10 protein-coding genes and 1 pseudogene are annotated in these 13412 nt (G+C 72.4%); 5 read left to right on the top strand and 6 right to left on the bottom strand.

The genetic code is table 11. The annotated features are described in order from the left end of the window. Nucleotides 1-149 precede the first annotated feature (149 nt). On the top strand, nucleotides 150-1748 hold the full coding sequence (locus ACZ6WH_RS36255; RefSeq protein WP_469734056.1) for an alpha/beta hydrolase: 1599 nt from the start codon (nucleotides 150-152) through the stop codon (nucleotides 1746-1748). A 74-nt stretch (nucleotides 1749-1822) separates the two neighbouring features. On the opposite strand, the gene hemQ is transcribed toward ACZ6WH_RS36255, so the two are convergent. Then, nucleotides 1823-2554 (bottom strand): hydrogen peroxide-dependent heme synthase, encoded by a 732-nt coding sequence (hemQ, locus tag ACZ6WH_RS36250; protein ID WP_361565261.1) that lies wholly within the window; start codon nucleotides 2552-2554, stop codon nucleotides 1823-1825. Between the two features lie 10 nt (nucleotides 2555-2564). Continuing rightward, nucleotides 2565-4088 (bottom strand): protoporphyrinogen oxidase, encoded by a 1524-nt coding sequence (hemG, locus tag ACZ6WH_RS36245; protein WP_469734053.1) that lies wholly within the window; start codon nucleotides 4086-4088, stop codon nucleotides 2565-2567. A 235-nt stretch (nucleotides 4089-4323) separates the two neighbouring features. On the opposite strand from hemG, the gene ACZ6WH_RS36240 reads away from it, so the two are divergent. The 4 genes from ACZ6WH_RS36240 to ACZ6WH_RS36225 all read left to right on the top strand — a co-directional run bounded on the left by ACZ6WH_RS36240 (nucleotide 4324) and on the right by ACZ6WH_RS36225 (nucleotide 9215). After that, complete coding sequence (locus ACZ6WH_RS36240; protein WP_469734051.1) at nucleotides 4324-5115, top strand: IclR family transcriptional regulator; 792 nt, start codon at nucleotides 4324-4326, stop codon at nucleotides 5113-5115. A 254-nt stretch (nucleotides 5116-5369) separates the two neighbouring features. Beyond that, nucleotides 5370-6536 carry an aromatic ring-hydroxylating dioxygenase subunit alpha gene (locus tag ACZ6WH_RS36235; protein WP_469734049.1) on the top strand — a complete coding sequence of 389 codons (1167 nt, stop codon included), beginning with the start codon at nucleotides 5370-5372 and terminating at the stop codon, nucleotides 6534-6536. Continuing rightward, entirely contained in the window at nucleotides 6533-7606 is a 1074-nt protein-coding gene (locus tag ACZ6WH_RS36230; protein WP_469734047.1) for a PDR/VanB family oxidoreductase, read from the top strand. The genes ACZ6WH_RS36235 and ACZ6WH_RS36230 overlap by 4 nt, the downstream gene beginning before the upstream one ends. 130 nt (nucleotides 7607-7736) lie before the next feature. Further along, a complete protein-coding gene (locus ACZ6WH_RS36225; RefSeq protein WP_469734045.1) occupies nucleotides 7737-9215 on the top strand; it encodes an MFS transporter in 1479 nt (492 codons plus the stop codon). A 14-nt stretch (nucleotides 9216-9229) separates the two neighbouring features. Here the strand turns inward: ACZ6WH_RS36225 and ACZ6WH_RS36220 are convergent, their stop codons facing one another. The 4 genes and pseudogenes from ACZ6WH_RS36220 to ACZ6WH_RS36205 all read right to left on the bottom strand — a co-directional run. Then, nucleotides 9230-9601 carry a toxin-antitoxin system YwqK family antitoxin gene (locus tag ACZ6WH_RS36220; RefSeq protein WP_469734043.1) on the bottom strand — a complete coding sequence of 124 codons (372 nt, stop codon included), beginning with the start codon at nucleotides 9599-9601 and terminating at the stop codon, nucleotides 9230-9232. A 16-nt stretch (nucleotides 9602-9617) separates the two neighbouring features. After that, nucleotides 9618-10409, bottom strand: a complete 792-nt coding sequence (locus tag ACZ6WH_RS36215) for a hypothetical protein (RefSeq protein ID WP_469734041.1) — start codon at nucleotides 10407-10409, stop codon at nucleotides 9618-9620. Further along, nucleotides 10409-11188, bottom strand: a complete 780-nt coding sequence (locus ACZ6WH_RS36210) for a hypothetical protein (RefSeq protein ID WP_469734038.1) — start codon at nucleotides 11186-11188, stop codon at nucleotides 10409-10411. The genes ACZ6WH_RS36215 and ACZ6WH_RS36210 overlap by 1 nt, the downstream gene beginning before the upstream one ends. Continuing rightward, nucleotides 11185-13412, bottom strand: a pseudogene (locus tag ACZ6WH_RS36205) (hypothetical protein); the annotation flags it as partial. The pseudogene ACZ6WH_RS36205 and the gene ACZ6WH_RS36210, both read right to left, overlap by 4 nt.

The following is a 13412-nucleotide window of genomic DNA, read 5'->3' as shown; positions in this document are numbered from 1 at the left end:
GCGCGCCCCTTCAAGGTCTCTTCCGGGGCATCCCTTCCGACACCGGCGCCCGGTGCTTTACATCATCAAATTGCCGCTCAAGTATCCCTTTTGTCACACCCGATGACGCCCGGCCGGAGGCGGCACGGTGACCCACGAAGGGACGGCTTGTGAAGGCAGTAGCGTTGTTCGGCACCATCGGGTCACTGGTTCTGGGCACTCTGGCGGCCGCACCGGCGGCCGGGCTCCCCGCGCCCGCGGCCGCCCCCTCACCCGCGTTCCCGTCCACGTCCACGCTCCCCTCCACGTCCGCACAGCCGTCCGCCCCCGCGCCCGCGAAGATCTCCTGGGGGCGCTGCCCCGCCGCGGAGCACCTGCCGTCCGGCGTGGAGTGCGGCAAGGTCCGCGTGCCCCTGGACTACGCGCACCCCGAGGGCAAGAAGATCGACCTGACCGTCAGCAGGCGGCACGCCACCGGCCCCAAGAAGGAGCGGCAGGGCGCCCTCCTCTACAACCCCGGCGGCCCCGGGGGCAACGCGATGCCCTTCCCCATGTACGCCGAGCTGCCCGAGTGGCGGCGTACGGCACGGGCGTACGACTTCGTGGGCTACGCGCCGCGTGGCGTCGCCCGGTCGGCACCGCTGTCCTGCGAGGACCCGAAGGAGGTCGCCGGCAAGGCCCCCTCGGACAGCCCGGTGCACCCCTCGGAGCGCTTCAAGCAGAAGAAGATCAAGGAAGCGCAGGCGTACGCCGAGGGCTGCGCACGCCGGTCCGGGGCGGCACTGAAGCACTACAACACGCTGAACAACGCGCGTGACCTGGAGATGCTGCGGGCCGCGCTGGGCGAGAAGAAGCTCACCTTCATGGGCGCGTCGTACGGCACGTACCTCGGGGCCGTGTACGCGACGCTCTTCCCGGGGCACGTGCGCCGCATGGTCTTCGACAGCGTGGTGAACCCGGACCCGGACCAGGTCTGGTACCGCAACAACCTCCAGCAGAACATCGCCTTCGAGGGGCGCTGGAAGGACTGGCGCAGCTGGGTCGCCAAGCACCACAAGACCTACGGCCTGGGGAGGACGGCGGAGGCGGTCGGCCGGTCGTACTACCGCGCGGCCGCGCAGCTGCGGCGCAAGCCGGCGGGCGGCAAGGTCGGTCCGGCGGAGCTGCAGGCCGCGTTCCTGACGGCCGGCTACAGCGACCACTACTGGCCCATCCGGGCGGCCGCGCTGTCCCGCTACCTCAAGGGCGACCCGAAGCCCCTGATCGCGCAGGCGGCGCCGGACCCGGCGGACGCGGTGGCGGACGAGAACGGCGACGCGGTCTACACGGCCGTGGAGTGCAACGACGCGGTCTGGCCGCGGAACTGGTCCACGTGGGACCGCGACAACACCATGGTGGCCCAGGTCGCGCCGTTCGAGACCTGGGACAACGCGTGGATGAACCTGCCCTGCGCCTTCTGGCCGCGGTCAGCGCACGAGATGGGGCAGCGTCCGCTGGACGTCCGTACGGCCCCCGGGGCGCTGCCCCCCGTACTGCTGCTGGCGGCGGAGCGGGACGGCGCCACGCCGTACTCGGGCGCGCTGGAGCTGAAGCGGCGGCTGGCCGGGTCGCGGCTGGTCACCGAGCGCGACGCCGGGCAGCACGGCATCGCCTTCAGCAAGAACGACTGCGTGAACAAGTACACCGAGGACTACCTGCTCACCGGGCGGGTCCCGGCGCGCGACGCGTTCTGCAAGCCGCACGCGGAGCCCGAGCCCGGTGAGAAGTGAGCCCCGCCCGCAGCCGTCCTGAGCCGTACTGAGCCCTACTGGGGGGGCTGGGCGGGCTGCGGGGCTCAGGGCCGTCAGGCCAGTCCGGCCACCAGTTCCGCGACCGGCTTGCGGCGGCCGGTGTAGAACGGGACCTCCTCGCGGACGTGCATCCGCGCCTCGGAGCCGCGCAGGTGACGCATGAGGTCGACGATGCGGTACAGCTCGTCGGCCTCGAAGGCGAGGATCCACTCGTAGTCGCCGAGCGAGAAGGACGGCACGGTGTTGGCGCGCACGTCCGGGAAGCCGCGGGCCATCTTGCCGTGGTCCGCGAGCATCCGGCGGCGGTCCTCGTCGGGCAGCAGGTACCAGTCGTACGAGCGCACGAACGGGTACACGCTGACGTAGTTGCGCGCCTCCTCGTCGGCCAGGAAGGCCGGGATGTGCGACTTGTTGAACTCGGCGGGGCGGTGCAGCGCCATGTTCGACCAGACCGGCTCCAGGGCGCGGCCGAGCTTGGTGCGGCGGAAGAGGTTGTACGCCTCCTGAAGCGCGTCCGAGCTCTCCGAGTGCCACCAGATCATCACGTCGGCGTCGGCGCGCAGGCCGGACACGTCGTACGTGCCGCGGACCACGACGTCCTTGGCGGCGAGCTGCTCGATCAGCTCGTCGACCTCCTCGGCGTAGCCGCTGCGGTCCTCGGGGAGGGCGGCACGCAGCTTGAACACCGACCAGAGCGTGTAGCGGATGACCTCGTTGAGGTCCTTCGCCTTCTTGCCGGCGTTCGGGGTCTTCTCGGGCGCGGGCCCAGGGGTGGCGTCAGTCATGCGTCCATTCTCACTCGCTCGCCGGGGTGCCCGGCGCCGGGGTCGGCGCGCCGTGCGGCATCGGGGTCGCCGCTCCGTGCGGCGTCAGGGTGGCCAGGACGGCGTCGGCGGCCTTCGTGGCGCTCGCGACACAGGCCGGGATGCCCACGCCCTCGTAGAGCGCGCCGCACACCCGGAGGCCGGGGAGCCGGTCCACGGCCTCGTGGATGCGTGCCACCCGCTCCAGGTGACCCACGGGGTACTGCGGCAGGCCGCCGTACCACCGGGTGACCGTGGTCTCGACGGGCCGGGCTGCCAGCCCCACGGCCTCCCCCAGGTCGCGCAGCGAGAGGTCCACCAGCTCGGCGTCCTCGCGCGCCAGATCGGCGGTGTCCCCGTAGCGCCCGATGGACGTACGCAGCACGAAGAGGTCCGGATCGGCGGCTTCGACCCAGCCCCACTTGTTGCTCGCGAAGGTGGCGGCCTTGATCTTGTGCCCGTCCACCGGCGGCACGAGGAAGCCGCTTCCGGTGAGCCGGCCCTCGACGTCGGCACGGCGGAAGGCCATGGTCATCAGGGCCACGGAGGCGTACTCGACGCCGTCCAGCTCGGTGGCGGCGGCGGGGCTCTCGTGGCGGAGGATACGGGCGGCGTCGGGCGCCGGGCAGGCGAGGATGACGGCGTCGGCCTCCTCGATCCGGTCCTCGGCATGGACCTCCCAGCCGTCACCGCACCACCGGACCTCTTGCACGGCCGTGTTCAGTGCGATCTCGCCGCCCTTGGCGCGCACCGCGTCGGCGACCGCGCCCGGCAGTGTCCCGATGCCCCCGTCGATGCCCGTGAAGACCGGCCCGGCCGCCGCGGGCCCGGTCCGGTGCACGGTGGCGGCCGTGCGCGCCTGGATGGCCCGTACCCCCTCGGTCAGGGAGCGGTGGTTCCGCGCGGCTTCGAAGAGCTGCGGGACGGCGGCCCTCATGGAGATGCGGTACGCGTCGCCCGCGTACACCCCGCCGAGCAGCGGCTCGATGAGCCGGTCGACGACCTCGCGGCCCAGGCGCTCGGCGACGTACGCGCCGACCGCGACGTCCTCGCCGACCTCGGTGCGCGGCAGCTCCACGTCCTCCTCGATGCGCGCGAGGCCGGCCTCGGACAGCACTCCGGAGGCGGCGAGCGGCGCCGGGTCTCCGGGGACGCCCATGACGTGGCCCTTGGGCATCGGGCGCAGCGCACCGCGGGTCCAGAGGGAGGCGGTGGCGGTGGACGGCGGCTGCAGCCGGTCGCCGAGGCCGACGGCGCGCGCGAGCTCGACCGCCTCCGGGCGCCTGGCGAGCATCGACTCGGCGCCGAGGTCGACCGGTACGCCCGCGACCGCGCCGGCCTTCAGCTTGCCGCCGAGCCGTCCGGAAGCCTCCAGGACGGTCACCCGCGCGCCGCCGTCGAGCGCGCGGTGCGCGGCCGCGAGGCCCGCGATGCCGCCGCCGATCACGACGACGTGACCGGGCGCGTGGCTCGAACGACCGGGCGCCTGGCCCGTACCGGTATGCGCAGTGCTCATGCCCCCACTCTCTCAGAGCCCGCCCGGCGCCCGGACGGCACCTCGGCGGCGGTCCCCGGGACGAGCGGCCCACCGCACCAGCGATGCGGCCCGACGCGGACGGTTACGGCCGAGGGGGCGGGCGGATCCGGATGACGGGGCGGGCGGCACCGGCCTATACGCGGCCCCTGGGCACTGGTTCGGCCCTCAACTAGGCTCGCCGCGGCACGGACGGACCGACCGGAGGTGGGGCGCCATGGCCCTGCGCGACCCGCAGGCCGGACCCGAAAAACCCGACGCGCGCCGCGGCCCCGAGCGGTCGGCGGCCGACCGGGTGCTCGCGCTGCTCGGCGCCTTCGACGACGCGCACCGCAGCCTGACCCTGACCGCGCTGGCCCGGCGGGCCGGCCTGCCGCTCGCCACCGCGCACCGGTTCGCCGGGAAGCTGACGGAGTGGGGCGCGCTGGAGCGCCGTGCGGACGGCCGGTACGAGATCGGGCTGCGGCTGTGGGAGATCGCCGTACTGGCGCGGCGCGGCGTGGGACTGCGGCAGGCGGCGCTGCCCTTCATGGAGGACCTCTACGAGGCGACGCACGAGAACGTCCAGCTCGCCGTGCGGGACGGCCTGGAGACGGTGTACATCGAGCTGATCTCGGGGCGGTCCGCGGTCGGGGTGCGCACCCGGGTCGGCGCGCGCTGGCCGCTGCACGCCACCGGTGTGGGGCTCGCACTCCTGGCCTACGCGCCGCCCTCCGTGGTCGCGCAGGTGTGCGCCGCCCCGCTGCGCCGCTTCACCGAGCGCACGATCGGCGACCCGGCATTGCTGCGGTCGGTCCTGGCCGACGTACGCACCTCCGGGGTGGCGGTCAGCGAGCGGCAGATCACGATGGACGCGGTGTCCGTGGCGGCGCCCGTCCGCGGCCCGGACGGGCGGGCGGTCGCCGCGCTCTCGGTGGTCGTCCCGGTACGCGAGGGCCGCGCGGCGCTGCTGGCGCCGGCGGTACGCGTGGCGGCGCAGGGCATCGCGCGCAGCCTGCCGGTCCTCTGAACCCCTCCCGCGTCCGGAACTTCCGCGCACTCGGGACCCCCTTGCGCACCAGAACCTCCGCACGCTCGCGGCCCCTTGCGCACCAGCAGCCTCCGCACGCTCGTGGCCCTTGCGCACCGAAGCGCGGTGCGCAACCCCCGTGCACGCATGTTTCCAGCTGCTGGAAGGGGCCCTTGCCCGCTCCTGAGGCGCGCCGCACAGTCTGGTGGACCCCGGGGGCCGCCCGGGGCCCTGTGCGTCGAGGAGGCCGCGCCATGCCCGTTCCCACCGCATTCGCCCGCGACCAGTGGTACGTCGCCGCGTACGGCAGCGAGGTCGGCGGCGAGGAGGTGCTCGCCCGTACGGTCTGCGGGGAGCCGCTGGCGCTCTACCGCACGCCGGACGGCCGAGCCGCCGCGCTCGCCGACCGCTGCGTCCACCGCCGCTACCCGCTCTCCGAAGGCACGCTGGAGGACGGCCGGCTGGTCTGCGGCTACCACGGCTTCACCTACGACCGGGCCGGCACCTGCGTCTCCGTACCGGGTCAGACACGGGTGCCGCGCACCGCGCGCGTCGCCTCGTACCCGCTCGCCGAGCTGGACGGATTCATCTGGGTGTGGATCGGCGACCCGGCGCGCGCCGACGTGTCCGCCGTGCCGCGCGCCCCCTGGCTCGCCGATCCCGGCTGGACGGTCGTCCGCGGTATGGAGCCGCTCCGGGCCCGTTACGGGTTGCTGGTCGACAACCTCCTGGACCTCTCGCACGAGACGTTCCTGCACGCCGGGTACATCGGCACCCCGGAGGTCGCCGCCACCCCGATCACCACCGAGGCCGACGAGGAACGCGGCATCGTCCGGGTCGGCCGGCACATGGACGACGCCGAGTGCCCGCCCTTCTATGCCGACTCCACCGGCCTGAAGGGGCGGGTCAGCCGCTGGCAGGACATCGAGTACCACGCGCCCTGCCTGTACCTGCTGCACAGCCGGATCGCGCCGGTCGGCTCGGTACCCGGCGCCGACGGCAGCGACCCGGACGCGTTCCACACCGAGATCGCGTACGCCATCACGCCGTCCACCGAGACCACCACGTACGACTTCTGGCTGGTGGCCCGGGACTTCGCCCGCCAGGACGAGAAGGTCAGCGACTTCCTGCACGAGTTCAACCGCACCGTCGTCCTTCAGGACGTGACGGCGCTGGACATCCTGGAGCGGGTAACGGCCGAGGAAGAGGGCCGCCGCGTCCAGGAGCTGAGCGTCGGCATCGACACGGGGGGCCTGGCGGCACGGCGCATCCTGGAGCGGATGATCGCCCGGTCGGAGAGGCCGGACGCGGCGGCGCCGCCGGCCGGGGAAACGGGCACGCGGACGGCCGGGGCGCCGGGCACTCCGCCGGCCGGTACGCCGGGCAAACCGGGCACCCCGGAAACGGTGGCGGCCCGATGAGTGACGCTCACCTCGACCCCCTCGGCCAGCTCAGCCCCCTCGGCCGGCTCGCCCCCCTCGATCTCCTCGTCGTCCGCAAGCGGGCCGTCGCCGAGGGCGTGTGCGAGCTGTCGCTGCGCCGGCCGGACGGCGGCGCGCTGCCCGACTGGTCCCCCGGCGCCCACCTGGACCTGCGCCTCGCACCGGGCCTCGCGCGCCCGTACTCGCTGTGCGGCGACCCCGCCGAACGGACCGAGTGGCGGGTCGCGGTGCTGCGCGAAACCGCGGGCACCGGCGGCTCGTCGTACGTGCACGACCGGCTCGCGGCCGGCGACAAGGTCACGGTCTCGGCGCCCCGCAACCACTTTCCCTTCGAGCTTCCCTTCGAGTCACCGGCCGCCCCTGCCGCCCGCTGCCTGTTCCTCGCCGGCGGCATCGGCATCACCCCGCTGCTCCCGATGGTCGCCGGCGCGCGGGCCTCCGGGGCGGACTGGCGGCTGCTCTACGGAGGCCGCACCCGCGCCTCCATGGCTTACGCCGACCGACTCGCCGCATACGGGGAGCGCGTCACGCTGCGCCCCGAGGACGAGTTCGGGCTGCTGGACCTGGCGGGCTTCCTGCGCGCTGCCGACGCGGCAACACAGGTGTACGCGTGCGGCCCCGAAGCGCTGCTCGCCGCGGCCGAGGAGCAGTGCCGCGCGGCGGGCCTGCCCGACGGCGCACTGCACGTGGAACGCTTCCGCCCGCCGCCGGCCGCCCTCGGCGCCGTCGGAGACAACACGTCCGGAGACAACGCGTCCGGGGACGATGCTGCCGGAGACGACGCCGCCTTCGACGTCGAACTGGCCGACTCGGGCCGCACCGTACGCGTACCGCCCGGACGCTCGGTCCTGGAGGCGCTGGAGGACGCCGGTGTACAGGTGCTCTCGTCGTGCCGCGCCGGCACCTGCGGCACCTGCGAGACCGAGGTTCTCTCCGGCACCCCCGACCACCGCGACCAGCTGCTCACGGACGCCGAACGATCAGCGGGCGACACCATGCTCATCTGCGTCTCCCGCTCGCACGGCCCGCGCCTGAAGCTCGCCCTCTGACCGGTCCGGGCCGGCCGCCCGGCACCCCGCTGGGCACGCACCCACTTCCCACCGTTCACCCCCTGGTGCGTACCCCGCACACCGTGCAAGCTGTCATGCCCCTGCCGTACTGGCCGTGAAGGGATCACCGATGCCGCGCTTCTCCCCCGCTCCGGCCACCCGGCCCGCCGACGCACCGCCGACCGGGCGCGGCCGATGGCAACCGCACCACACCCTGTGGGCGATGCTGCTCGGCGGCTGGCTCTTCTCGTACGCCGACCGCTCGATCACCGGGCCCGTCGTCACCTGGCTGATCGACAACGATCACGGGATGCTCGGCTCCGCCACCCATCCGCACGCGCTCGGCGGCCTGATCGGCAGCCTCTTCTTCGCCGGGTACATGCTCACGCAGTTCCCCGGCGGCTACCTGGGCGACCGCTTCGGACACCGGTCGATGATCGCCATCTCGCTGCTCTGGGCGGGGGTCACCACCCTCGCCAGCGGGTTCGTCGGCGGGTTGCTGGCGTTCGTCGTGCTGCGGGTGCTGACCGGGCTCGGCGAGGGCGTCTTCTACTCCAACGACCGGACGCTGATCGCCCGGCACTCACCGCCCGAGAAGGCGGGTCTCGGCATGGGCGTGGCGATCACGGGGCTGGCGCTCGGCCTGACCGTCGCCACGATCGGCGCGCCCTACCTGATCGACTGGGGTGCCGGCACGTTCGGGACGGCGGGCGCGTGGCGCATGCCCTTCATCGTGCTGGGCGCGGCAACGCTGGTCTTCGGGCTGGCCATGACCGGTTACCTGCGACGGCTCGGCGGTCCGCTGAAGGCCGGCGGGCCGGCCCTGCGGCTGCTCGGCATCTCCGTGGTGCTGTGCGCCGCGGTGATGGCGGTCTACCTGATCGCCGACGGGCTCGGCCTGCCCGCCTGGGGCGTGGCGGTCGCCGAGTGCGCCCTCGCGTTCCTCCTCATCGGCGCGGTCTTCGCGCGCCGCGGCACCCGCATGGGCTCCGTCGCCCGCAACCGCAATGTGCTGCTGCTGTGCTTCGCGTTCATCGCGGTGATGTGGAACCTGTGGTTCTTCAGCTTCTGGTCGGTGTCGATCGTCGCCGACGCGGCGACGAGCTCCTTCGCCAAGGCGGCGCTGGTGGCCACCTTCAACGCGGGCGCCGGCATCCTCGGCTTCCCGGCCGGCGGCTGGCTCTCGGACCTCGCCAAGCGCCGCGGCTGGGGCCGCCGCCCGATGATCGTGGCCTCCGTCGTCGTGCAGGGGCTGCTGGTCGTGGTCTTCGGCGCCTACCTCCAGCTGGCCGGCAAGCCGTCCCTGGTCCTGATGTCCGTACTGCTCTTCGTCACCAGCCTGGTCTTCAACGCGCTCCAGCCGATGGTCCACGCGCTCCTCAACGACGTGGTCGACCCGGCCGAACGCGGCGCCGCCTTCGGCCTGTTCAACCTCGTCAGCGAGATCGGCGCGGTGGTCAGCCCAGCACTCGGCGGCGCCCTCTTCGACACGTACCGCACCTGGGTACCGGCGATCTACCTCGACGGCGCCCTGATGCTCGCCAGCGCGGCCCTGTACGCCCTGGTACGGGAAACCACCACACCGACACCGCACCCGGCCACCGCCTAGACCCCGGTCACCGCCTAGCCCCCGCGCCCACCCCGGCGGCCCTCGCGCCAGTCCTTCACGGACTGCCCCTGCTCGTCCCACCGGCGCTCTTCCAGCAGCGTCAGCCCGTGGTCGGAGAACACCTGCTCCGAGGCGAGCGTGCCGTTCGGGTGCCACGTCCTCGACACCCCGGCAGGACGGCCCGCGTGGGCAGTGCCCTCGGAAAGGAGCGTGCCGTCCTGGTGCCACTCACGGCAGTCACCGTGCAGCACTCCGTCCACATAGGAATCGCGGCTGATGACGACCCCGCCCATACGCTCCTCGACCTCGCCGGTGAACAGCTCTCCCCGGTACAGCAGCACATATCCCGCTTCCACCTCAGGGTCGTCTATGTCGATGCGCGGCACGTGAACGCCTTCCCGGTCAGCCCGTGGGCCGCCCGATTCCCGTCGGTTTCTCCGTCATCGATTCGATGAACGCAGCGGCTTCGACCTCGGTGATCCGGGCGAGGCCGATGCCGTCGTGACCTGATGCGTAGAGCTTGAGATATTCGGTCGGTTTCCAGCGGAGGTTGTGGGTGAGGGCCTCGTCGTACGTTTCGGACTCCCTGCCGACCAGTCGGCGCCGCAGGATTTCGCTCGGGCTGCTGCGCGGGGATCCCTCGCTGATCTTCGCGTAATACGAGATTCGACCATCGGCCCCGGAATCGAGAACGTCGAGCGTACTGGGGGCGAGCGAGAAAAACGGCTCGGCATCCAGATTGGATTCGAGGTTCCCGTGCGGAATCATCGCGCCGTACAGGTCGATGAACTCCTCAACGGAATAACCGCCACCCCGTTCGAACATCAGCAGCAGCGGCGCATACGGGTCGGGCAGCGCAGGCGGCCCTGCCGCACCCTCACGGAAAGCGGCCCAGCGCACGGCTCCCCGGCACACACGCTGAGTGGACGGCGTGCCGAGGTGCGACACGTACTCCGCCAGCTCGGCCGCGAGTCCGGGGGCGGGCTCGAAGCCAGGCGTGGCGTACTCCGTGACGTCAAAGAACGGCCACTCGGCCTCGGCACCGTACTCACGCGCCCAGAGGGCGGCACGACGCAGGTACTCCCGCATGAGCAGCGCACGCGACCGCCGGTGGCTGTTGGCCTTGCCCCAGTCGCCGTACCAGTCGACGGCCCGGAGTCGCTCCAGCACCTCCCGCGGGAAACCGGCACTCATTAGCTGTTTCCGGTGAGCCTTTCCGTCGTCGTCTCGATGAACGCCGCGGCCTCGGCCTCGGAGATCTCCACGTGGTCGACGTCGTTGTGCCCCAGCTCGTAAAGGCGCAGGTACTCGGTCGGCTCCCAGCGAAGATTGCGGGTGAAGGCCTCGTCGTGCGTCTCGTCCCCATTGCCGATGACGCGGCGCCGGACGATGCCCCGGGGACTGTTCCGCGGAAAGCCCTCACTGATCTTCGCGTAGTACGTGATCCGTCCCCGGCCGTCGAGAGCGTCGAGCGTGGCGGACGCGAGGGTGAGGAACGGAGTGGCGGAGATGTTGTTCTCCAGGCTCCCCCGCGGAATCGCCACCCCTTGCAGGTCGATGAACTGCTCGATGGCGTAACCACCGCCGCGTTCGAACATCAGCAACAGCGGCTCGTACATGTCGGGCAGGTCCGGCAGCTCCGCCTTGGTCTCCGCGCGCACCGCCGCCCAGTGCACGGCGCCCCGGCACGTCTTCTGGATGGAGGGCGTGCCGACGTGCAGTCGGATGTACTCGTCGAGTTCGGCCGAGATGCCGGCGTCCAGCTGGACGGAAGGGTCCACGAACTCCGCGACGTCGAAGAACGGCCACACGTCCTCGGCGCCGTACGCCCGGGCCCAGAGCGCGGCGCGGCGCAGGTACTCGCGCATCAGCAGGGCCCGGGAGCGGGCGTGCCCGAGCGACACACTGAAGTCGTCGTCCCAGGTGACGCCGCGAATCCGGTCGAGGACGACGCGTGGTTCCTGTGCGGTCACTTCAGGTTCAGCCCCTTCGAACGCAGCTCCTGTGCGACAGCCTTCACTACGTCGTCGATGTTGGACATGTCTTCGCGCAGCACGACGTCGGGTTCCTTGAGCCCCAGCGAGCCCCAGTGTTTGAAGCCGCCCTTGCGCTCATTCGGTGCCAGCTCGTGTGCCCCGGCGTCCCGAGGTGTCTCGGGCCACTTCCGATAGTACTTGCCGTCGTTCGGATCCACTTCCCACATGTGCGGGTGCGGCTGCGTGTACGGCATTCCCGACTGCATGAGCCGGCTTTCCACGTACTCGTGCGCCATCAGGGAACGGAAGCGCAGCATTTCGGCTTCCGAAAGGTCCCCTCGCTGTGCCTTGGGCCAGAGCTCGGCGATATCGTCGGCCGGCTCGAAAAGGCCGTGACGGACATCGTTGGGTCCGACGGTCACATCGTGCTGTGCCCGGAACAGATGCGTTTTCACCTGCCGCAGCACCGACTCGTCGACGCCGGTGTGCCGCGAAATGCTGGGCAGGTCCACCCGGTTCGGTGTCGCGCGGATCTCGTCATAGACGCGGCCCGCGAATTCCGAGGGTTCCGTCACCCAGTAGGCACCGCCGGGACCGCCGGGACCGCCCTCGCGAGGCAGGTCCGTATCGCCGGCGTCCGGCCCGTCGCCGCGGGCTTCGTCCGCACCGTCCGCCGCATCATCCCCCAGATCCCCCGCGTCGTCCGCCAGGCCTCCCGCGTCGTCGCCCGTTCTGCCGAGGTCGTCGGTGAGGGAGTCGGCGTCCTTGCCGAGTGTGGCGGCCAGGTCGTCGGGCGCGTGGCCGCCGAGCCTGATGGCGCCCGCGTCGTGCGGTACCGGAACCCTGCCGAACAGGTCCGTCTGCTCGGCCTTGATCGCGGCGAGCTCTTCCGGGGTGACGCCGGGCAGGCGCTCCTTCTCGTACAGCGCGTGGCCGTCCATCTTGGCCGCGAAGCTGTCCGCCGTGTGGAACTGCAGCTCGAAGACCTGGCCGCTGACCGGGTCGCGCCAGGTCGAGTTGATGCCCTTGTAGCCGGCGGAGTCCCAGGTGTTCTTGAACGTGACGTTCTCGAACCCCTTCGCCTGGAGGTCGTGGATCGCCTGCTGCACACCGTGGGTGTAGTTGTTGCCCGGTACCTCCATCGTGTAGCGGATGGAGTCCTTGATGTCGCCGAGCACCCGCCCGTGGTCCACGCCGATGTCCTCGAGCATGTCCGTGGCGAGCTTGCGCTTGAGGGAGTCCTCCCCCTTGAGGCGGTACTCCAGGCCGATCAGCTTGCCGTCGTCGACCTTGCCCGCGATGCCCTGCATCGAGTCGGTGATACGCGGCTCCGCCTCGGCGGACCGGCGCATGAAGTCGTCGGCGGCGGCGTTCGCCTCCCGGTCCAGGCGCAGGCCGTTCTCGCCGGCCCAGGAGCCGTCGGGGAGGTTGCCGCGAGGGCCCTCGGGCATGGCGGGACCGAGCCCGCCGAGGTCACCGCCGTGCGGCGGGGGCGGCAGGTCGGATCCCGGGCCGCCGGGCAGGTCGTCGCCGACGCCGCCCGGGGTGTGGTCCCCGCCGCCGGGCGTGTGGTCGCCGCCCGGGGTGTGGTCCCCGCCGCCCGGCGTGTGATCGCCGCCAGTGGGGCCGTCGCCGTGTCCTCCCGCGGGCGGTTCGTGGTTCGCGGAGGGGCCGCGTCCGAGGTCGTCGGCGTGGCCACCGGGGAGGTGGTCGGCCAGGCCGCCGGGGGCGTGGTGGGCGGGCACGCCGTCCCCGGCGTGGGCGCCCGGCGTGGCCGCGTCGTCGCCGATGCGGCCGGTGTCGCCGAGGGTGGTGTCCAGGCTGTCGCCCAGCCGGACGTGAGCGGCGTTGTCGGCGGCGTGCACGCCCGCGCCGACCAGCGACGGCTGCTGGGCGTGGGCCGGCGACTCCACCCGGGGGGTGTCGGCGCCGGTGGCGGGGTGGGCGGCCCTGTCGACGGTGTCGGTGGGCGCGTCGGTGAGCGTGTTGCCGTGTTCGTCGAGGTAGTTGCCCTGGCCGTCGAAGTACCGGGCCGGCTCGCCCGGGCTGGTGGGCAGCTTGGTGGCGTTCTCGGGGAGCGCGGGGACGTCGTCGGGCAGTTTGACGTTGCCGTCGGGCAGCCTGGCCGCGCCTTCCGGTACGGCCGCGCCCTCGGGGAGGCGCACGGTGCCGTCGGGGAGCTTGAGCGAGCCCTCGGGCAGCTTGATGGCGTCCGCGGGGA

It is taken from the genome of Streptomyces sp. NPDC050806 (assembly GCF_055586425.1).
The sequence above is the reverse complement of the archived record's forward strand: the minus strand, read 5'-3'. Positions and strand labels throughout refer to the sequence as shown.